The sequence below is a fragment of the Haloarcula sp. Atlit-7R genome (assembly GCF_003666065.1).
Taxonomy (GTDB): domain Archaea; phylum Halobacteriota; class Halobacteria; order Halobacteriales; family Haloarculaceae; genus Haloarcula; species Haloarcula taiwanensis.
Map to the genome: position 1 here is coordinate 91,650 of NZ_QXIK01000001.1, position 18,485 is coordinate 110,134.

The following is an 18,485-nucleotide window of genomic DNA, read 5'->3' on the forward strand; positions in this document are numbered from 1 at the left end:
CAGGGGTCTCACTCGAAGCCCCCGGCAGTCGCGCCGGAAGCGGTACGCCCTCTCGTAGATCACTGCACGGAGCGGGAAACGCTCATACCGTCGGCCCGCAAACACCAGTCCATGAGTGACTCAGACTGGACCGACCGTATCGCCGGCGAACGGATGGCGGTCGACCAGCAGTTCAACGAACAGGTCAAAGCGTCGTCGTTCTCCAGCCAGCAGTGGGGGCTGGTGATGACTGCCGTCGAGTTCGAGATCGAGAACCCGGAGGACCCGGACGCCGCTCGGATCGTCGCCGATACGTCGAAACTCTCCAGCGTCATGCCGGAGATGGAACGGGTCGCCAACCAGGGACCGATGGCCGGTCCCGGGGGCGACCAGTCCGGGAATTCGGGCGGCGGCCTCCTCTCTGGCGTCAAGGACGCGCTTGGACTGGGCGGGTCCGGTGGCGGGGACAAGCAACAGAAAGAAGAGGCGGCCCGGCTCGCACAGGCGTACGCTGAGCAACTACAGGAGAAACTGGAGTCGAACGGGCGCTGGAAGTCTGTCTGCGAGCAGGCACAGGGTTAGTCGCCGCTGTGAAACAGTGTTAGCTCCTCGGCCTCGTAGATGTTGATAAGTTCCGTCACGATGTCGTCGTACGACTCGTCCTCGACGCGAAGGTCATCGAGGCGCTCCACTGTCTCGGCATCCAGTTCCACGGATGGCATATCTGAACCTTTCAGTGGAACACACTTAATTCCCGCCCACAATCAAAAACAAACGCGAACAGTAGTAACAAATCAGAACCGAAAACGGTTAATGGTCGTTCTCGGTAGAAACACGACACATGCGACCACTGGGTGACTCACCGCTTGTACGGAACGACAAGACGCTCGTGCTGGCCCACGACCACGGACTGGAACACGGTCCCAAGCAGTTCAGCGGCGTCGAGGAGCGCCTCGACCCGCGTGAGGTGTTCGAGATGGCGACCCACGACGCCGTGACGGCGCTGGCCGTCGGGAAAGGCCTCGCCGAGACGTACTACCCGAGCTACGAGGACGACGTGAACCTCCTTGCGAAGCTCAACGGCGGCTCGGACCTCTGGATGGGTGACCCGTACTCGCCACAGAACTGGTCAGTCGACTACGCGGCCGAACTTGGTGCCGACGCCATCGGTTACACCATCTATCCCGGCGTCAACCGCGAGACGGATATGTTCGAGGACTTCCGCCCGGTCCAGGAAAACGCCCGCGACCACGACCTGCCCATCGCCATGTGGTCGTACCCGCGCGGACAGGCCATCAAGGAGCACCGCAGCCCCTCGACCATCGCCTACGCGGCCCGCATCGGGCTGGAACTGGGCGCTGACTTCACGAAGGTGAAATACCCCCGCGACAAGGAGGCGATGGCCCACGCCGTCCGCTCGGCGGCGGACAACCGCGTCCTGCTCTCCGGCGGGTCGAAGACTTCCGACCGCGACTTCCTCGAACTCGTCGAGGACTGCATGGATGTCGGCGTCGCTGGCCTCGCCGTCGGCCGCAACGTCTGGCAGCGCGACGACCCTTACGACATCCTCGACAAGCTCGAAGGCGTCATCTTTGAGGACGCGACCGCCGACGACGTCCTGTAGGCCATGGACGAGGAGACGCGCCGAGCCGTCGCCGCGGCGGACGAGGCGTTGCCTGACAGCGACGCGCTCCCCGACACTATCGACACCGGCCGGGTCGTCTTTGGCTTCGACGGCTACCTCGACCGCGTCCGGGAGGTCGTCGCCGACCGCATCGACCCCGAGAGCCACGAGCGCCTCGCCACGCTGGAAGGCTTTGGCGACCGCATCGACCGCTCCGTCGCCGCCGACAGCTCGCTTTCCTTCGAGTGGCTCCAGCAAGACAGTCGGACCGGCGGCCACACCAGCCACCTCGCGCGGGCCTTCGGCGGCTGGTCGTTCGATCCGGTGATGGTCGGGATGTACGGCGAGCCGGTCCACGACGCCTTCGAGACGGAGTTCGGCGACTACGAGCTCCATTCACTGGGCGAGCCCGGCGTCACCGACGCCGTTGAGTTCGACGACGGGAAGCTCATGCTCACCGAAATCGGCGACACGATGTCGCTGGACTGGGCTGAACTCGACGCGGCCTTCGGCCATGACCGACTGACCGAGACGCTGGAGGGCGCGAGCCTGTTAGGGACCGGCTACTGGTCGGAGACGCCGGACCTGCCGACGGTCTTCGACGGCCTGCGCGACCTCTGGGGCGACATCGACGACCCGCCAGGGACGGTGCTGGTCGACCCCGGCGACGTGCGCAAACTCGACGCCGACCGCCTGCGGGCCGGCCGCGAGGCCATCAGCCGACTGAACGAGGTGACCGACGTGGTGGTCACCTCGAACCGCGCCGAGACGGGCGTGCTCGCCGACGCCTACGCAGGGGAAGGGGAGCGCTCGTTCGCCGAGGACGCCGAGGCAGTGTTCGAGGCACTCGCACCGACCTGGTTCGTCGGCCACGGCGTCGAGCGCTCGGTCGTCGTCACCGCTGAGGGCACCGACAGCGTGGCCGTCCCCGCCGTCTCTGACCCGGAACTGACGACCAGCTCCGGCGACCACTTCAACGCCGGCCTGGGGCTCGCCCGCATCGCCGGCCTCCCGTCCGCCGCCGCCGTCGTCGTCGGCAACGCCGTCGCCGGCTACTTCGTTCGGACTGCGGACCAGCCGTCGCTGGCCGACGTGCGCGCGTTCGTCGACGACTACCTTGAGAAGTTCTGAGCGCCCCGCTTGGAGTTCTATTTCTGCGCGAAGCCCCGTCTTAGAGCCGCCGTACCGTCACACCGTCTCGGAGCGAGTCGATATCCGCTAGGTCGGGGACGGCCGTCCCGGCCCGCTGGACGACCTGCGCGGAGACGGCCACGCCGGTCCGGAGCGCCGTCTCGTCGTCCGCGCCGGCCTCCCAGGCGCTCAGGACGCCCGAGAGGAGCGCGTCGCCGGCCCCGACGGTGTCGACGACGTCGACGTCGAGCGCCTCGGCGTACAGACGGCCCGCGTCGCCGACGAGGACCGCGCCGTCCGGGCCGAGTGAGGCCAGCACGTGGTCGAAGCCCCGCTCACGGAACGTGTCCGCCGCGCCCGCACACCCCTCGACGGTGGACACGTCGGCCCCGGTCGCGTCGCCGAGTTCGGCGCGGTTGGGCTTGCAGAGCCCGTACTGGGCGTCGAGGGCCCGGAGCACGTCGCCGCCGGTGTCGACGACGGTCTCCCAGTCGCCGCCGGCCGCGATGCGGTCGATGGCCTCGGGGGACAGCCCCGGCGGCAGGCTCCCACCGACGAGCACGCGGTCGGGAGACTGCGCTCGCACCCGTTCGAGCAGCGAGTCGGCGACAGCCTCCTCGACGGTCGGCCCGGCCTGGTTCAGTTTGTACTCCTCCGCGGCCGCGATGGCGGTGGTGTTGAGCCGGGTTATCCCGTCTACGTCGACGAAGGCCGTCTCGACGCCGTCGCCCTGCAGCGTCTCCCGGATGAACGAGCCGGTGAACCCGCCCAGCAGTCCCGTCGCGACGCAGGGCCGGTCCATCGCGGTGAGCAGTTGCGCGGCGTTGATACCCTTCCCGCCCGCGTCAAACTGCGCGCTGTCGGCCCGCATGACGCGGTCGGGGGCCATCTGTTCCTCGAACTGGACTGTCTGGTCGACTGCAGGGTTGTAGGTGACGGTGACAATCATGTGCTGACCTCCTCAACGGGCACGTCGGCGTCTGCGAGCGCTGTGGCGAGTGCCCCCGACGGGCTGGCGTCGGTGACGAGCAAATCGACCTGGTCCAGGTCGGCGAAACTGACGAAGCTCCGGTCGCCGAACTTCGACGCGTCGGCGACCAGCACGACCCTGCGGGCGCGTTCGACCATCAGTTCCTTGACGGCCGCCTCGTCCTCGTTTGGCGTCGACAGCCCGGCGGCGCTGTCGAGGGCGTTGGTCCCCAGGAACAGCAGGTCGAAGTTCATCCGCTCGATGGCGCGCTCGGCCGTCGGGCCGACGAGCGCGCGGGTTCGGGGCCGCAGACTGCCACCGGTGAGTTTGGCGTCAACGTCCCGTTCGGCCAGTTCTGTCGCGAGGTCCGGCATGTTCGTCGCCGCGACATAATCACTGTCCGGAACCGCACGGGCCACTTCCATTGTCGTCGAACCCGCGTCGAAACAGACGACCTGTCCCTCCCGGACCTCCTGCGCGGCTCGCTCCGCAATCGCTTGTTTCTCGGCGTAGTGGTCGACCTCACGCTGGCCGTAGGGTCGTTCGGTGCCGACAGAGGACGCCGGTACCGCGCCGCCGTGGGATCGCTCGATCCGGCCTTCGGATTCCAAATCCCGGAGGTCGCGGCGTATCGTCGCCTTCGAGAACTCCAGTTCCGCGGCCAGCTCCGACACTGAACAGCCGTCTCGCTCTGTCACCAACTGGACAATAGTGCGCTTTCGCTCGGCCGGGAGCATTCTTTCGGGCGTGATTGTTTCGCTTCGGTTTTACCTCTTTCTATTGGACCGTGCTTGTTTCTGCCCAGATAGAACGCGAGAAAACTGCTTACAGTTCGTCGATAACCGCGGCGGTTACGTCCGCAGTAGACGCGTCGCCGCCCAGATCCGGCGTTCGAGGGCCTGAGTCGAGCACGGACTCGACAGCCGTTCGGACTGCATCGCCCTGTTCGTCGTAGCCGAGGTGGTCGAGCAACATCGCTGCGGAGAGAATCATCGCTGACGGGTTAGCGATGCCCTCACCAGCGATATCGGGCGCGGAGCCGTGAACCGGCTCGAACAGCGCGTTCTCCTCGCCGATGTTGGCCGACGGCAGCAGGCCGAGGCCGCCGACGAGGCCCGCAGCAAGGTCCGACAGCATGTCGCCGGCGAGGTTCGGACAGATGACGACGCCGTAGTCCTGAGGGCTCATCACGAGGTGCATCGCCAGCGCGTCCATCAGCGCGGTGTCGTAGGACGCCCCCCGGTCGTCGCCGACCGCCGAGGCCGCATCGAGGAACAGGCCGTCGGTGGTGCGCATGACGTTGGCCTTGTGGGCGATAGTCACATCGTCGTAGTCGTTTTGCTTCGCGTAGCTGAAGCCGTACTCGGCGATTTTCTCGGATGCGTCCTCGGTGATGACCCGCGTGCAGGTGGTGACGCCATCGGCGATTTCGCTCTCGATGCCCTTGTAGACGCCCTCGGTGTTCTCCCGGATGAACACGATGTCGGTGTCGGGCTGGACGGCGTCTAGGCCAGGATACGAACGGGCTGGGCGGACGTTGGCGAACGAGCCGACAACCTGCCGGAGCGGCAAGATTACGTCGGCCGCCGTCTCGCCGGCCGCGCCGAACAGCGTCGCGTCGGCGTCAGCCGCCAAGTCACGCGTCTCCTGCGGGAGCGCCTCGCCGGTTGCTTCCTTCACTGCGTCGCCGGCCTCGCCCTCAACAAAGTCGAAGTCGACGGTATCGATGGCCTCCAGCACTTCCACCGCAGCGGGTGTGACCTCCTGTCCGATTCCATCGCCGGGAATAACGGCTATCTCGTGTGTCATGGCGGGAGGGACGTAGCCGCCCGGTGAAAGTGGTTCGGTTCCGACCGTCTCCCGCGAACCGCCGGTGCACCACATGCGAGTGATCGGTTCGCGCTATCGGCGCGGCAGCGAAGAAAACGACAGACAGTGGACACGCTCAGGGGAATGGCACGGGTGACCAGCGGACGACGTGAGCGTGTGGAGGGCCGAAGCGAATCAGGGGTGATCGCTGGCGACCCGTGCGCAACTGTTCGTAGCGATGGTGGCTATGTATGTTCTATCTCAATACTACGAACACAGTTGATACTATGTATACTAACAATACAATCTGTGCTACTGGTGTACGCCATGGACTGAGACAGACTACCAGAGTCATCTACGAATACGGTCCTCGCAACCGCCCGCCAGCTATCGGTACAGCATCGCCTGCGCGACCTTCTCACCGCGGTAGTAGCCGGGTGCGGTGGCAACTGTCGCTGTCTTCGTCTCTCCTTCGACGGTCACCACGCGGTACTCCCGTTCCGGAACCGAGATGTCCTCACGCATCAGCCGCTGGAACCGCTTTCTAGCCGCCTCCCGGTCGTCGGGGTGGAGAAAGTCGCTCGCCTTCTTCCCAGCAATCTCGGTGAAGGAATCCGTATCGAGAAATGCGACGGCCGCCTCGTTAGCGTACAGAGCTTCCCAGTTATGATCAAAGAGGAGGATCGGGATCGGCGCAGTGTCGACGAGATTGTGGTATCTGTCTTCCGTGCGCCGCACCGCGGTTTCGGCTCGACTGCTCCGGACCGCGTTCCTGACCCGGTTTGCCAGCACGGTGTACTGCTCTGTCCCGGTCCCCTTCTGGAGGTAATCGGTGACCCCGGCCGAAATCGCTCGGCTTGCGATTTCTTCCGAGCCCTTGCCGGTAAACAGGAGAAACGGGAGTCCGGGATAGTCGTCTCTGACCAGTTCGAGAAAGTCCAGCCCGTCCTTTTGCGGCATATCGTAGTCACTGACGACGCAATCGACCCGGGCGTCCTGAAGCACTGTCAGCGCATCATCAACGCTCGTTGCGGTCTCAACGGAGAACGCGTCGTCTTCCCGTTCGAGGAACTCCGAGACGATATCGGCGAAGCCGGAATCGTCGTCAACGTGGAGTACCCTGATGTTATCTATCGAGAAGTGGTCCATGCGGGCGTCTCCCAACTGTATGCAGGTATCGTGTGAAACCACGAAAGCGTTGGGTTGTATCTTAGATGCAATGACAATCGAGACAACAGAAGCTCAGAGCTTGTGTCGGAACGCGTGGAGGACGTTCTCTCCGGTCTCGGTCAGTTCCACCTGCTTCGTCCGGCCGACATCGTTTACCTCAATGTAGCCGTCTTCGACCAGCGGGTCGACGACGTTGGCGTTCAACAGCGCGAACTTCGCTTTCTCGTTTGCCGGATCCGCATCGTCGATGAACGAAAGCCGGGCGTCCTCAGCGAACCCGATGAGGTCCGATTTCTTTGCCGTGTACTTGTCTGTATTTGTCCGCGTGAGATAGTCCAGCACTGCGACCTGGTCACGGGAAATGGCTTCGATGGGGTACGAGGGGAGGACCTCCGCGCGGTCCATCCCGCGTGTGAGAGGCTTCGCTGAAATCGGTGGGACGTGTTCTTCTGGGTGGACGTAGTAGGCCGTCGCCGCTGTGGCCATACATGCGATTGCGCTCCCGATAGCTGCCACCTTGGGTCCTGTAGAGACGTTGACGCGTACGATGTCCTCGGGATGGTCGGCGGTCAGTGTCGTGACCTCGGCCAGCACATCATACAGGTCGTGTAAATCTGTTTGTCGTAGTTCGACGCTGACACCGTCGGCGTCCAGTTCTTCGATAAGTGCTTGCTGATACGGTGTCAACCGTGACAGCTCCGGCGTCGCCGTGAGGAGGTATACGTCGTCAGCGTTGTGCTGGTGAATCGGCTCGGTGACCCGGTCGCGTTCGTGTCCCAGCGGCGCGATGTGTATCTCCCGAATCTGGTCCATGCGGGAAGAACGCGCCCCGCACAGCTATTGGTCTTGCCATCTCCGGGACAGAAGATCACTGGACGACCGCTACGGCGGTATCGTCCGAAATCCAAAATAGCGGGCGTCGCTCAGTCGTCCGCTTCGATATCTGACCGCGTCTGGTCGAGATACGGCAACTGTGAGGCCGTCTCTTCGATGGCGTTCTTGTTGGCCTTCATCAGCGCCGTCGTGTCCCAGTTGCCCTCGACGAGAGCCTCGCGCTGGGCGCGGTCAACGCTGACGTCGATCTCGTTGTCGCCGTAGGTGACAGTCTCCGCTCGCACGTCAACCTCAATCTCGCCGTCGGGGTTGTCATCAACCCACTGCTGGAGCGCGTTGATGGTCTCGTGGTCGGCGGTGACCGTCGGGATGCCGAGCGCGAGACAGTTCCCGGCGAAAATCTCTGCGAAGCCCTCGCCGATGATGGCATCGATGCCCCAACGCATCAGGGCCTGGGGCGCGTGTTCGCGCGAGGAGCCACAGCCGAAGTTGTTGTTGACGACCATCACGTTCGAGTCCTGGAACCGCTCCTCGTTGAACGGGTGGTCCTTCTCGTTGTCTTCGTCGTCGAACCGCAGGTCGAAGAAGGCGAACTCGCCCAGCCCGTCGAAGGTGACGACCTTCATGAACCGCGCGGGGATGATCTGGTCCGTGTCGATGTCGTTCCCGCGGATTGGGATGCCGGAACCCTCGACGTAATCGACCGATGGGATGTCCTCAGTGGGGTCGCTCACGCTAAATTCACCTCCTTCAGTTCGCGCACGTCAGAGACCTCGCCAGTGATGGCCGCGGCGGCCACCATCCGGGGGTTCATCAGGACCGTGCGGCCGTCCTTGCTGCCCTGCCGACCGACGAAGTTCCGGTTGGAGGAAGAGGCACAGGCCTCGTCGCCCTCCAGTTGGTCCTCGTTCATGCCCAGGCACATCGAACAGCCGGCGTTTCGCCACTCGAAGCCGGCCTTCTCAAAGATGTCCTTGAGCCCTTCTTCCTCGGCGGCGCGCTGGACGCGCTGGCTGCCGGGGACGACGAACGCGCGCACGTCGTCGGCGACTTCTCGGCCCTTGACGATGCGAGCCGCGCGTCGCAGGTCGGGGAGTCGAGCGTTCGTACAGGAGCCGAGGAAGGCCACGTCAATGTCGTAGCCTTCCATGGTCTCGCCGGGCTCGACGCGCATGTGCTCCTGAGCGCGGCGGGCGGTGTCGACCTTGTCGTCGGCCAGCGACTCGGGTTCCGGAATCGGGTCGTCGATGCCGATGCCCTGGCCGGGTGTGGTTCCCCAGGTGACGACCGGGTCCAGTTCGCTGGCGTCGATTTCGACGACGTCGTCGTATTCGGCGTCGTCGTCCGAGCGGATGGACTCCCAGTACGGCTTGAGTTCCTCGAACTTCTCGGGGTGCTCCTGGAAGTAGTCCGTCTGCTCCAGCCACTCGTAGGTGGTCTCGTCGGGGTTGACGTAGCCCGCGCGAGCGCCGCCCTCGATGGACATGTTACAGATGGACATCCGCCCCTCCATGTCGAGGTTCTCGATGGTCTCGCCGGCGTACTCGTAGACGTAGCCGACGCCACCCTCGGTGCCGAGCCGGCGGATGATTTCGAGGATGATGTCCTTGGCCTCGACGCCCTCGTCGAGTTCGCCGGTGACCTCGATCTTTCGGACCTTCTGTTTCTCCATCGCGATGGTCTGGGTGGCCAGCACGTCCCGAATCTGGCTGGTCCCGATACCAAAGGCGAGCGCGCCGAACGCGCCGTGGGTGGAGGTGTGGCTGTCGCCACAGACGATGGTCTTGCCGGGCTGGGTGATGCCCTGCTCCGGGCCGATGACGTGGACGATCCCCTGATCGCCCGTCGTCGGGTCGGAAAACTGGATACCGGCGTCGCGGACGTTCTCTTCGAGTTCGGCCATCATCGTCTCGGCCGCGTCGTCGCTGTAGGGCCGGTCCTGGTTCGCGGTTGGGACGATGTGGTCAACTGTCGCGTGGGTCAGGTCCGGGCGCGCGACTTCGAGGCCGCGCTCTTTGAGCATACCAAAGGCCTGCGGGCTGGTGACCTCATGAATGAGGTGCAGCCCGACGAACAGTTGGTCCTGACCGTTCGGCAGGGTTGTGACCTTGTGCTGGTCCCATACCTTGTCGTACAGCGTTCCCGAACTCATACTGTCTCGTCCCGTCCTTCAGTTCCGCGCTCGTACGCGCGGGTGACACCCTCGTCGGGAGCTTCGTGGTCGATGTCTTCCATCGTCTCGTCAGTCTCCTCCTCCGCATCGCGTTCGCCGCCGTCGGCAGCCACAACCGGGCCGCGGCGGAACACCGCGCCGAAGGTCCCGTTCGTCTCGGGGTGGGTGTGCTCGATGCTGCCCATCGTTGTGCGCGATTCGCTCTGTTCGCCGTCCGTCGTATCCGTGCGTTCGTTAGTCATCTGCTGGAGCTTCTGTCTTCTCTGCGTCGGCGTCCTCGCCCCACGCGAACAGTTCGCGCAGGTTCTCGCCGACGGCTTCGATCTGGTGGTTCTGTTCTGCGTCGCGATACTGCTTGTAGGCGGGTCGGTTGGCCTGATTCTCGTTGATCCACTCGCGGGCGAACTCGCCGTTCTGGACCTCTTCGAGAATCTTCTCCATGCCATCGCGGTCGATGACTTCCTCGCCGCGGGTCAACCCACCGTACTCGGCGGTGTCGGAGACGGAGTTCCACATGCCCATGTGGCCGCCCTCGTACATCAGGTCGACAATGAGCTTGAGTTCGTTCAGACACTCGAAGTAGGCCATCTCCGGGGCGTAGCCGGCGTCGACCAGCGTCTCGAAGCCGGCCTTGACCATCTCGGTGACGCCGCCACAGAGGACGGCCTGCTCGCCGAAGAGGTCCGTCTCGACCTCTTCCTGGAAGGAGGTCTCGATGACGCCGGCGCGGGTGCAGCCGATGCCCTTCGCGTAGGCCAGCGACTCTTCCTTGGCGTTGCCGGTCGCGTCCTGATAGACCGCGATGAGACCGGGCGTCCCCTCGCCGCGCTCGTAGGTCCGGCGCACGAGGTGGCCCGGCGATTTGGGCGCGACCATCGTCACGTCCACGTCCTCCGGCGGTTCGATCTGGCCGTAGTGGATGTTGAAGCCGTGGGCGAACTGGAGCGTGTCGCCGGCGTCGAGTTCGTGCTCGATGGCTTCGTACACGGCCGGCTGAATCGTGTCGGGGACGAGCATCACGACGCGGTCCGCCTCGCCGGCGGCCACGTCGGGCGTCTCGACGCGGAGGCCAGCGTCCTCGGCGTCGGCCCACGACGACGAGTCCTCGCGGAGGCCGACAATCACGTCGACGCCGGACTCGTGGAGGTTCAGCGCGTGGGCGTGTCCCTGTGAGCCGTAGCCCAGCACGGCTACGGTTTCGTCGTCGATAGTCGATACGTCAGCGTCCTCGTCGTAGTAGACTGTTGTGGTAAGTTCGTCAGACATCTTTCTCTAGTGTTTTCGGGCCGCGTTCCAGTGCGGCGGCCCCGGTTCGCACAATCTCCTGCACATCGAACTGCTTGAACGCCTCGATGGCGGCGTCGATTTTCTGCTTGCTGCCCGTGATTTCGACGGTGACAGAGTCGGTCGACGCGTCGACGGCCTGCCCGTTGTACATGTCGGCGACGGCGTTGACGTCGTCGGGCTTCTCGCCGCTGACTTTCACCAGCGCGAGCTCCCGGCGGACGGCCTCGCCTTCGAGTTCCCTGACCGAGATGACGGGAACGAGCTTCCGCAGTTGCTTTTTCGCCTGGTCGATCCCCGGGTCCGGCTCCTCGATGAGGATCGTCATCCGGGCTGTGTCCTCGTCGACTGTTGGCCCGACGGTGAGACTTTCGATGTTGAACTGCCGCCGGCTGAACAGCGCCGACACCTCCGACAGCACACCCGGTCGGTGTTTGACCAGCGCGGACAGCACCGCCTGGCGCGGTTCGTGTGTCACTTCGGCCTCGGGGTCGACGCGGATTCCCTGCGTGTTGCGTCGGCCCTTCGGGCGCATCCGTTCGTCCGGCGCGGGGCCTGGCATTCCTCCAGTCATTGTTAGATCATGTCCAGATGGTCTTCGTTGAGCGCGAACAGGCCGTTGTCACCGCCGCTGGGGACCATCGGGAAGACGTTCTCCCCGGGGTCGATGTGGGCGTCGATGACGCTCGGGCCGTCGTAGTCGCGTGCTTCCTGTATCGTCTCCTCGACGTTCTCGTAGGATTCGAGCGTGAACCCGCGTGCGCCGAAGGCCTCAGCGAGCTTGTCGAACTGCGGAATCCACGGGTACTCCGAGGCCATCCGGCGGCCCTCGTAGAAACCGTCCTGCCACTGCCGGACCATCCCGACCGCCTCATTGTTGAGGACGACGTAGGTGATGTCCAATTGCTCTCGAACGGCGACGGAAAGGCCCTGGACGGTCATCAGGAACGAGCCGTCGCCGTCGAAGCAGACGACCTCCTGGTCCGGGGCGGCGAGTTTCGCGCCGATAGCGGCGGGCACGCCGTACCCCATCGTCCCGAGACCATGCGAAGACACCCACGTGCGGGGTTCGGTGTACTCCCAGAACTGGGAGGCCCACATCTGGTGCTGGCCGACGCCGGTACAGACGATGGTGTCGTCAGGTGTCACGTCCGAGAAGCGCTCGACGACGTACTGCGGCTTCAACGGCTCGTCGTCGGGCGTGTCGTACTCCATCGGGTACTCGTCTTTCCAGGTCTGGCACTGGTCGCGCCACTCGTCGGCGTCCGGTGCGCGCGGCATCGCGTCGAACAGTTGCCGCAGCACGTTCCGGGCGTCCCCGATGAGTGGGTAGTCAGCGTAGACGTTTTTGCTGATTTCGGCGGGGTCGATGTCGACGTGGATGACCTCCGCGTCGGGGGCGAAGGAGTCGACGCCCCCGGTCAGGCGGTCGTCGAAGCGCGTCCCGATAGCCAGCATGCAGTCGGTGTTGCTAATCGCCATGTTGGCGTAGCCGGTGCCGTGCATCCCGGCCCATTCGAGCGAGAGCTCGTGGTCTTCAGGGAAGGAGCCGATACCGGGCATCGTCGTGATGACCGGAATCTCGTACTCCGTGGCGAACTCCCGGAGCGCGCTCGACGCGTTCGCCTTGATGACGCCGCCGCCCGAGAGGATGACCGGGCGGTCGGCAGCGGCCAGTGCCTCTGCGGCTTCCTGAACGTTTTCGTCGTCGGCTTCCTCGGGCACGTCGTATGTGTCCGGGGTCTCGGGGACACCGGGTTCGACCTCGGTCTCGCCCTGGGTCACGTCCTTCGGAAGGTCGACCAGCGTCGGTCCCTGCCGGCCGGCATCGGCAAGCGCAAACGCTTCGCTGACATCGTCGCCGACTGTATCGGAGTCGGCGGCGAAGTAGCTCTCCTTCGTGATGGGCTGGGTGATGCCGACCGTGTCCGTCTCCTGGAAGGCGTCGTTGCCGACGAACTCCGTCGGGACCTGGCCGGTCAGTGCGATGACCGGGTCCGAATCCATGTTGGCGTCGGCGATGCCGGTCACGAGGTTCGTCGCGCCGGGCCCGGACGTGGCGAAACAGACGCCGGGGTCGCCGGTGACGATGCCGTACGCGTCTGCCGCGTGTGAGGCCCCCTGTTCGTGGGCCATCGTGACGTGGTTGATGTCTGAGTCGTACAGCGCGTCGTAGACGGGCATGATCGCGCCGCCCTGAACGCCGAAGACGTAGTCTGTCCCGGCGTTTTCAAGCGCACGGATGACCGATTGTGCGCCCGTTGTGACCGGTTCCGGTTCGGTTTCTGGCTCCGTGTCGTCCTCTTCCTTGGGGACGGATGCGCGTTCGCTCATCGTGTTAGCCCTCCGTCTGTTCGTGTTCGGGGTCGATACCGCGGTGATGTGTGTGCTGCGTGCATGACTGATGACTCTGTGGTGGTATGACGAATCGATTCGGCCGGGGGTGAAAAGGTGAAGAGAGGGGCTATAGTGCCCCTACAATACGCACGTCGAAAATAGCGGTCGCGGTGCTGGCGGGGGTTCGAACCTGTTGTCCAGCAGCCGCGGTCATCACACCCGAATGCAGTTCGTCCCGAATAATAAACGTTCTGTGATAGCTGTTGGCGGGCAGCCGCTCGAAACCGGGTACTCACCGGTGGCTGGTCACTCGTAGTGACGGCCGGAAGCGAGGTCATCGGCCTACGCCCGGACCTCCTCGCTCTCCTCGGTCACGCCGATCTCCTCGGCGAACCGTTCGAGCACCGACATGGTGACCTGTTCCTCCGCGCCGTACTCTTTGACGCGGCGGGTCACTTCTCTGACCTCCGCCTCGGTCGGGTCGTAGCCCGCGTCGACGAGCCGCTCCCGAACCGAGTGGGCCCCGGTGTGCTTGCCGAGCACGAGTTCGCGCGTGGCCCCGACCATCTCGGGGGTCATGACGCCCGGCTCGAACGTGTCGGAGTTCTCGATGACACCGGCGGCGTGGATGCCGCTCTCGTGGGAGAAGGCGTTGCGCCCGACGACGGGCTTGTTCGCCGGCACCCCGATGTCGGACTTCTCCTCAACGATCCGCGACAGCTCCGTGATGCGGGTGGTGTCGATTCCGGTGTCGACGTCGTACAACGACTCAAGCGCCATCACGACCTCTTCGTAGGCCGCGTTGCCGGCGCGTTCGCCGATGCCGTTGACCGACACCTGCGCCTGACTGGCCCCGGCTTCGAAGCCGGAGATGGCGTTGGCCGACGCCAGCCCGAAGTCGTCGTGCGTGTGCACGTCGATGTAGGCGTCGGTGCAGTCGTCGACGATTTCGATGAGGTCGTAGAACCGCCGCGGCGTGGCGACCCCACACGTGTCCGGGATGTTTATCCAGTCCGCCCCCGCCGCGGACGTGGCCTCGATGACTTCGACGAGGAAGTCCTCGTCGGTCCTCGTGGCGTCCATCGGCGAGAACATGCATTCGACGCCCGCATCTTTGATCATCTCGACACAGTCGACGGCAGTGTCGAGCGCCTCTTGACGGGTCGCGTGCATGGAATCCTGCAACTGTACATCCGACGTCGAGACGAAGGTGTGGACCATGTCCACACCCGAATCCAGAGCCGCCTCGATGTCTTTCTCGACCACGCGCGCCAGTCCGCAGGTCGTCACTCGCGTGGACTCAGCGATATCGCGCACTGCCTCGAACTCCGCGTCGGAGTTGACGGGGAACCCGGCCTCGATGACGTGGGTGCCCATCTCGTCGAGCAGCGCGGCTATCTCGCGTTTGTCCTCGTAGTTGAACGACGTACGTGGTGACTGCTCACCATCGCGCAGCGTGGTGTCGAAAATCCGTGCGTCTGTAATCTCAGACGTGGAATCCAGTGTGCCCTGGAAGAACTCGATCCGCCGGAGATTCCGACGTGCCCTCGTTGTTGGACATAAGCACCCGTAACTGGATGCTTCCACTATTTATACTTGTTCATAAGGCGGTGGCACGTCGACACGGCACACAGCCGCAAGCCGGGTATTGCAGCCAGCGCGACTGCCGCGCGTCAGACAGGTGGGGAGGATTTTTGCTCCGTCCGCGCATGGATGTGGCTATGAGTGATTTCGAGGGCCTGGACCTGCAGGCCGTGGAGGACCAGATGGACGAGGACCGTGACGGGGCCGGCAGCAACCGCGTCGTGCTTGGGGTCCTCGACGGGTCGGAACCGTCCGAACAGTGGGTCAACACCATCGAAAACGGGTCGGTCCTGGTTCTCAACGTCGAAGGCGACCTGAACGAACTCGCCGCCGGGTTCGCCCGCCCGGTCCGGGAGGCCGGTGGGGAACTGATGCACTTCCGTGGGTTCCTGATTGTGACGCCACCGGGAGTCAGCATCGACTCCGAACGCCTGGATTGAGCGCCAGAACAGCCGGTCCCCACCGAGCGGTCCTGTCGCAGGCAACACGTTTCTGTGGGGCATTCGCCGAAACCCAGCGTAGCGATTTTGATCGACACGGTCACAGTTAGCACGACCGCTCAGGGGGAGAGCAGTCGCTGTAACAGTCCGTTCCACGCTCGAATGCCGTGGTTCCACGCTTGCCAGTAGGTGTCGAAGAACCGGGACGCTCCACAGTCAGTGTGGCTCGGTCTGGTCGCAATCTGAGCGTGGCACTCCGGGCAGCGATAGTGCGTGCTACCGCGCCGTTCGACCACGACCCAGTCACCGTCGTACCTGCTCTGGTGCCCACAGTCCGGACAGAACAGTGTCGCCTTTGTGAGGCCACCGTGCTCGGTCCGGGAGTCAGTTGGGGACATCCTCACTTAGACGGTGGCTATCGACGGGAAAAGAACCTGCCTATGAGGGGTCTATACGGCTACTAGTACAGGGGAGGTCATTATATTCGCGTCCAGCGAGTGTCTCCCCCGGTACCGCTAGTCGGCCGCGCCGACACCCGCGGCTACCTACGCGGACACCAGCGTCAGGTAGTGGCCGTCCGGGTCCCGGATTCGGACGCCGTCATCGACCGACGTGACCGCAAGCGCGTCGTCGGCGGCCTCCCTGGCCGTCGATTTCGGGTCGTCAGCGACAACGCCGAAGTCGACGTGGACGCCGCCGCGGGCGTCGGCGATGCCCAGCCGCGGCGACCACAGTTCCAGATCGAGTTCGCCAGTCGAGAGTCTGACCCGGCCCTCGTCACGGCCGTCGTCGACCACCTCGAACCCGAGCGTGGTGTAGAACTCCACCGCCGAGGACAGCTCCTCGGCTTCAAGGACGAGTTCGAACAGGCCCGTGACGCCAGTGCCGTCGATCGCACGCTCCCCGAGTTCGACGCAGTTGCCCTCCGGGTCGTAGAAGTACAGCGAGCGCGCGTCGCCGAAGGTGTGTTCGACCAGGTCGAAGCGCTCGTCCAGCCGGTCGTACCAGTCGTCGTACTCCCGCTCGGGGATTGTCAGTGCGTAGTGCGTGTGGAGCCCACCGCGCGGCACTGTTCCCGGTGCACGGAGTCTAAGCTCGGTATCGCCGGCCGCGAGTACGGCTTCATCTGGGCCCTCTGAAACGATGTCGAGCTCCAGAAAGGCCTCGTAGAACGCTGTGGCACGGTCCGGATACTTCACTTCTAGCGTGAGCCAGGCGGGCGATGAGAGCATAATCGGCGCTTCGACCGCCACCGACAAAGCCGCTGTGGACCCGTTTCGGGGGCGAAACAACCCCAGCACGCGTGTTTCCCGTTCTCGACCATTTATTCACCTCAGGCTCGTACGGAAGCGTATGCCAATGAAAGGCCAGGGCGAGGCAACGGAGTGGCTAGAGACGAACCGCTGGGAGCGCGGCGTGAGCTACATTCCGTATCCCGACGAAATGATGGTCCGGGCGAGTCACGTTCTCGAAACGGAAGCCGGTGTGTTCGTCGTCGACCCGATAGACGTCGACGGTATCGACGAGCTATTCGCTGAGTTCGGCGCGGTTGCCGGCGTCGTCATTCTGCTGGATCGGCACAAACGTGACAGCGCCGCCGTTGCAAACCGACACGACGTATCAGTGTACATCCCCGACTGGATGTCTGGCGTCGAAGAGGATATCGACGCGCCGGTCGAACGCATGCATCGACAACTGCCGGACACGGACTACGGCGTCCACAAGATAATCGATAACACGTTCTGGCAAGAAGCCGCGCTGTATGGCGATGCAGACGACACGTTAGTCGTCCCCGAAGCGGTCGGGGCGGCGGACTACTTCCTCGCCGGCGACGAGCGGCTCGGCGTCCACCCGATGTTGCGCCTGTTCCCGCCGAAGAAGCTCAGCCGCCTCGACCCCGAGCGAGTACTAGTCGGACACGGAGAGGGCGTGATGGAGGACGCCGCTGAGGCCATCGCCTACGCACTTCGTGGGTCTCGCGGCCGGACGCCGGGGCTGTACGCGAAGAACCTCAAGTCGCTCGTGCTCGGCTGAACCGGGGCAAGCGACGCCGTTTTACCCGGGCCGTGCGAAAGAATGGCGTGGTCTACGTCACACGCGGACTCGTCGAGACGCTGTTACGGCTCGCCAGCGAGGCCGAACCTGACGACGTGACGATTTCGCTGGCCGTCACACCTGCAGGGGACCTTCCCGATGCGGACCTACCGGACGAAACACCGGTATTTACTGACTTCTACCTCCCCTCAGCCGGGGCCTCCGTGAAGGCGGTGTTCGGCGTTGATCTGGGGACGCCGGCCGGCCAGACGCAGGGCCGGTTCGTCTCCCATCCCGACGGCTACATGGGAGTCAGCAAGACCGACGACCTCCACGAGGTGGTCTTCGTCGGCATCCCGCCGTGGGATATCGACGCCTTCGGGGCCTTTGACAGAGCCGGGCAGGCACAGGAGATTACGGTTCTCGACGTCGAACCGCCCGAGAAGTATCCGCAGTAGCGGCCCGACTACTCCAGATAGCCTAGGTCCCGCAACTGGTCGGTGATATCCTGAAACTGTGCTTCGGTCAGTTCTCCTTCCCGCTGGTGTTCGACGACGATACTCCGGAGCAGGAACCGAACGAGGTCGGACGTACTGGAGAAACTCGTCCCTTCGATAGTCTCTTCGACGCGCTCCGCGAGGTCCTTCGGGATGGATACTGTGGTGTAGTCAGCCATATCGGGACGGAGGCGGGCCGTCGGGATATGCGTTATGTCCCAGTTCAGCGCGGGTCCGTCGCCTCAGTGTCGAACTGGCCCATCGTCGCGTGATTGGTCGGCGAGAACATCTTCGGCGCATGGCGGGACCGGGACTGGTCGTCCGCGCTGTCGAATGGCAGCGTGGTTGTCGGGTACGAGTCGTCGTTTCGAGGGGTCGTGATTCGTGTTGTCATCCTGGGGGTGGTGTCGGCCGGCGTCTGTGGTTCGTGGGCAGTGCAGTGTGTGGGTCGCGTGCGGGGCGTACGTCGGATACAAGCATTGGGTACCACCACCTTTTGCCCCATCCATCATAAATGTTCATGATGTAGGTGTGGAAAATACTGTCTCATGGTAACAAGTGTTTTGGTAATAGGTAACACAGCGTTGGCCAGTAGCCAGATTACAACTGCTACCGTGCC

Annotated in this window: 23 protein-coding genes; 6 read left to right on the forward strand and 17 right to left on the reverse strand. The window is 64.1% G+C overall.

Features of this window, described 5'->3' with window-relative positions:
• Positions 1-111 precede the first annotated feature (111 nt).
• Positions 112-561, forward strand: coding sequence for a DUF5799 family protein (locus tag D3D01_RS00470; RefSeq protein ID WP_101349716.1), 450 nt, complete (start codon positions 112-114; stop codon positions 559-561).
• Here the strand turns inward: D3D01_RS00470 and D3D01_RS23905 are convergent.
• On the reverse strand, positions 558-701 hold the full coding sequence (locus D3D01_RS23905; RefSeq protein ID WP_170083691.1) for a hypothetical protein: 144 nt from the start codon (positions 699-701) through the stop codon (positions 558-560). The genes D3D01_RS00470 and D3D01_RS23905 overlap by 4 nt on opposite strands.
• Positions 702-820: 119 nt before the next feature.
• On the opposite strand from D3D01_RS23905, the gene D3D01_RS00475 reads away from it, so the two are divergent.
• Together D3D01_RS00475 and D3D01_RS00480 are read left to right on the forward strand one after the other, a co-directional pair.
• The gene (locus tag D3D01_RS00475; protein ID WP_053968421.1) at positions 821-1,603 is read left to right on the forward strand and encodes a class I fructose-bisphosphate aldolase; all 783 of its coding nucleotides are present in this window, start codon (positions 821-823) and stop codon (positions 1,601-1,603) included.
• A gap of 3 nt (positions 1,604-1,606) precedes the next feature.
• Positions 1,607-2,734 carry a hypothetical protein gene (locus D3D01_RS00480; protein WP_121510888.1) on the forward strand — a complete coding sequence of 376 codons (1,128 nt, stop codon included), beginning with the start codon at positions 1,607-1,609 and terminating at the stop codon, positions 2,732-2,734.
• Between the two features lie 40 nt (positions 2,735-2,774).
• Here the strand turns inward: D3D01_RS00480 and pfkB are convergent, their stop codons facing one another.
• From pfkB to D3D01_RS00540, 12 genes are all read right to left on the reverse strand, one after another.
• Entirely contained in the window at positions 2,775-3,683 is a 909-nt protein-coding gene (gene pfkB / locus D3D01_RS00485; RefSeq protein WP_121510889.1) for a 1-phosphofructokinase, read from the reverse strand.
• A complete protein-coding gene (gene glpR / locus D3D01_RS00490) occupies positions 3,680-4,441 on the reverse strand; it encodes an HTH-type transcriptional regulator GlpR (protein ID WP_101349712.1) in 762 nt (253 codons plus the stop codon). Before glpR ends, pfkB begins: the two co-directional genes overlap by 4 nt.
• A gap of 88 nt (positions 4,442-4,529) precedes the next feature.
• The gene (locus tag D3D01_RS00495; RefSeq protein ID WP_121511305.1) at positions 4,530-5,513 is read right to left on the reverse strand and encodes an isocitrate/isopropylmalate dehydrogenase family protein; all 984 of its coding nucleotides are present in this window, start codon (positions 5,511-5,513) and stop codon (positions 4,530-4,532) included.
• 387 nt (positions 5,514-5,900) lie between these two features.
• On the reverse strand, positions 5,901-6,662 hold the full coding sequence (locus tag D3D01_RS00500) for a response regulator (protein WP_121510890.1): 762 nt from the start codon (positions 6,660-6,662) through the stop codon (positions 5,901-5,903).
• Positions 6,663-6,755: 93 nt separating this feature from the next.
• The gene (locus tag D3D01_RS00505; protein ID WP_121510891.1) at positions 6,756-7,496 is read right to left on the reverse strand and encodes a DUF6293 family protein; all 741 of its coding nucleotides are present in this window, start codon (positions 7,494-7,496) and stop codon (positions 6,756-6,758) included.
• 110 nt (positions 7,497-7,606) lie between these two features.
• A complete protein-coding gene (gene leuD / locus D3D01_RS00510) occupies positions 7,607-8,251 on the reverse strand; it encodes a 3-isopropylmalate dehydratase small subunit (protein WP_121510892.1) in 645 nt (214 codons plus the stop codon).
• On the reverse strand, positions 8,248-9,669 hold the full coding sequence (gene leuC, locus D3D01_RS00515) for a 3-isopropylmalate dehydratase large subunit (RefSeq protein WP_121510893.1): 1,422 nt from the start codon (positions 9,667-9,669) through the stop codon (positions 8,248-8,250). The genes leuD and leuC overlap by 4 nt, the downstream gene beginning before the upstream one ends.
• Positions 9,666-9,932, reverse strand: coding sequence for a hypothetical protein (locus tag D3D01_RS00520; protein WP_101349706.1), 267 nt, complete (start codon positions 9,930-9,932; stop codon positions 9,666-9,668). Before D3D01_RS00520 ends, leuC begins: the two co-directional genes overlap by 4 nt.
• Positions 9,925-10,956 carry a ketol-acid reductoisomerase gene (ilvC, locus tag D3D01_RS00525; RefSeq protein WP_121510894.1) on the reverse strand — a complete coding sequence of 344 codons (1,032 nt, stop codon included), beginning with the start codon at positions 10,954-10,956 and terminating at the stop codon, positions 9,925-9,927. The genes D3D01_RS00520 and ilvC overlap by 8 nt, the downstream gene beginning before the upstream one ends.
• A complete protein-coding gene (gene ilvN / locus D3D01_RS00530; protein ID WP_101349704.1) occupies positions 10,949-11,536 on the reverse strand; it encodes an acetolactate synthase small subunit in 588 nt (195 codons plus the stop codon). The genes ilvC and ilvN overlap by 8 nt, the downstream gene beginning before the upstream one ends.
• A 14-nt stretch (positions 11,537-11,550) precedes the next feature.
• Positions 11,551-13,308 (reverse strand): biosynthetic-type acetolactate synthase large subunit, encoded by a 1,758-nt coding sequence (ilvB, locus tag D3D01_RS00535; protein ID WP_121510895.1) that lies wholly within the window; start codon positions 13,306-13,308, stop codon positions 11,551-11,553.
• A gap of 345 nt (positions 13,309-13,653) precedes the next feature.
• Entirely contained in the window at positions 13,654-14,898 is a 1,245-nt protein-coding gene (locus D3D01_RS00540) for a LeuA family protein (RefSeq protein ID WP_014039970.1), read from the reverse strand.
• A gap of 134 nt (positions 14,899-15,032) precedes the next feature.
• Between D3D01_RS00540 and D3D01_RS00545 the strand changes: the two genes are divergently transcribed.
• Positions 15,033-15,335, forward strand: a complete 303-nt coding sequence (locus tag D3D01_RS00545; RefSeq protein ID WP_101349701.1) for a DUF5779 family protein — start codon at positions 15,033-15,035, stop codon at positions 15,333-15,335.
• Between the two features lie 119 nt (positions 15,336-15,454).
• Here D3D01_RS00545 and D3D01_RS00550 read toward each other — a convergent pair whose 3' ends face one another.
• Complete coding sequence (locus tag D3D01_RS00550; protein WP_121510896.1) at positions 15,455-15,733, reverse strand: hypothetical protein; 279 nt, start codon at positions 15,731-15,733, stop codon at positions 15,455-15,457.
• A 147-nt stretch (positions 15,734-15,880) separates the two neighbouring features.
• On the reverse strand, positions 15,881-16,567 hold the full coding sequence (locus D3D01_RS00555) for a VOC family protein (protein WP_121511306.1): 687 nt from the start codon (positions 16,565-16,567) through the stop codon (positions 15,881-15,883).
• A gap of 127 nt (positions 16,568-16,694) precedes the next feature.
• Here D3D01_RS00555 and D3D01_RS00560 point away from each other — a divergent pair, with 127 nt between their 5' ends.
• Both D3D01_RS00560 and D3D01_RS00565 read left to right on the forward strand, forming a co-directional pair.
• On the forward strand, positions 16,695-17,369 hold the full coding sequence (locus D3D01_RS00560; RefSeq protein ID WP_101351413.1) for a hypothetical protein: 675 nt from the start codon (positions 16,695-16,697) through the stop codon (positions 17,367-17,369).
• A gap of 47 nt (positions 17,370-17,416) precedes the next feature.
• Positions 17,417-17,827, forward strand: a complete 411-nt coding sequence (locus D3D01_RS00565) for a hypothetical protein (protein WP_101349698.1) — start codon at positions 17,417-17,419, stop codon at positions 17,825-17,827.
• Between the two features lie 8 nt (positions 17,828-17,835).
• Here D3D01_RS00565 and D3D01_RS00570 read toward each other — a convergent pair whose 3' ends face one another.
• Both D3D01_RS00570 and D3D01_RS23910 read right to left on the reverse strand, forming a co-directional pair.
• Positions 17,836-18,045 (reverse strand): ribbon-helix-helix domain-containing protein, encoded by a 210-nt coding sequence (locus D3D01_RS00570; protein WP_004593281.1) that lies wholly within the window; start codon positions 18,043-18,045, stop codon positions 17,836-17,838.
• 44 nt (positions 18,046-18,089) lie between these two features.
• Positions 18,090-18,260, reverse strand: coding sequence for a hypothetical protein (locus tag D3D01_RS23910; protein WP_198560224.1), 171 nt, complete (start codon positions 18,258-18,260; stop codon positions 18,090-18,092).
• Between the last annotated feature and the right edge of the window lie 225 nt (positions 18,261-18,485).

Excerpts from the sequence above, each read along its gene's own strand:
- leuC (WP_121510893.1), bottom strand. The coding sequence starts at position 9,669 with ATGAGTTCGGGAACGCTGTACGACAAGGTATGGGACCAGCACAAGGTC.
- D3D01_RS00470 (WP_101349716.1), top strand. The coding sequence starts at position 112 with ATGAGTGACTCAGACTGGACCGACCGTATCGCCGGCGAACGGATGGCG.
- D3D01_RS00480 (WP_121510888.1), top strand. The coding sequence starts at position 1,607 with ATGGACGAGGAGACGCGCCGAGCCGTCGCCGCGGCGGACGAGGCGTTG.
- ilvB (WP_121510895.1), bottom strand. The coding sequence starts at position 13,308 with ATGAGCGAACGCGCATCCGTCCCCAAGGAAGAGGACGACACGGAGCCA.
- D3D01_RS00555 (WP_121511306.1), bottom strand. The coding sequence starts at position 16,567 with ATGCTCTCATCGCCCGCCTGGCTCACGCTAGAAGTGAAGTATCCGGAC.
- D3D01_RS00505 (WP_121510891.1), bottom strand. The coding sequence starts at position 7,496 with ATGGACCAGATTCGGGAGATACACATCGCGCCGCTGGGACACGAACGC.
- D3D01_RS00570 (WP_004593281.1), bottom strand. The coding sequence starts at position 18,045 with ATGGCTGACTACACCACAGTATCCATCCCGAAGGACCTCGCGGAGCGC.
- D3D01_RS00500 (WP_121510890.1), bottom strand. The coding sequence starts at position 6,662 with ATGGACCACTTCTCGATAGATAACATCAGGGTACTCCACGTTGACGAC.
- D3D01_RS00545 (WP_101349701.1), top strand. The coding sequence starts at position 15,033 with ATGAGTGATTTCGAGGGCCTGGACCTGCAGGCCGTGGAGGACCAGATG.
- glpR (WP_101349712.1), bottom strand. The coding sequence starts at position 4,441 with ATGCTCCCGGCCGAGCGAAAGCGCACTATTGTCCAGTTGGTGACAGAG.
- D3D01_RS00550 (WP_121510896.1), bottom strand. The coding sequence starts at position 15,733 with ATGTCCCCAACTGACTCCCGGACCGAGCACGGTGGCCTCACAAAGGCG.
- D3D01_RS23910 (WP_198560224.1), bottom strand. The coding sequence starts at position 18,260 with ATGACAACACGAATCACGACCCCTCGAAACGACGACTCGTACCCGACA.
- ilvN (WP_101349704.1), bottom strand. The coding sequence starts at position 11,536 with ATGCCAGGCCCCGCGCCGGACGAACGGATGCGCCCGAAGGGCCGACGC.
- ilvC (WP_121510894.1), bottom strand. The coding sequence starts at position 10,956 with ATGTCTGACGAACTTACCACAACAGTCTACTACGACGAGGACGCTGAC.
- D3D01_RS23905 (WP_170083691.1), bottom strand. The coding sequence starts at position 701 with ATGCCATCCGTGGAACTGGATGCCGAGACAGTGGAGCGCCTCGATGAC.
- pfkB (WP_121510889.1), bottom strand. The coding sequence starts at position 3,683 with ATGATTGTCACCGTCACCTACAACCCTGCAGTCGACCAGACAGTCCAG.
- D3D01_RS00560 (WP_101351413.1), top strand. The coding sequence starts at position 16,695 with ATGAAAGGCCAGGGCGAGGCAACGGAGTGGCTAGAGACGAACCGCTGG.
- D3D01_RS00520 (WP_101349706.1), bottom strand. The coding sequence starts at position 9,932 with ATGACTAACGAACGCACGGATACGACGGACGGCGAACAGAGCGAATCG.
- D3D01_RS00495 (WP_121511305.1), bottom strand. The coding sequence starts at position 5,513 with ATGACACACGAGATAGCCGTTATTCCCGGCGATGGAATCGGACAGGAG.
- D3D01_RS00475 (WP_053968421.1), top strand. The coding sequence starts at position 821 with ATGCGACCACTGGGTGACTCACCGCTTGTACGGAACGACAAGACGCTC.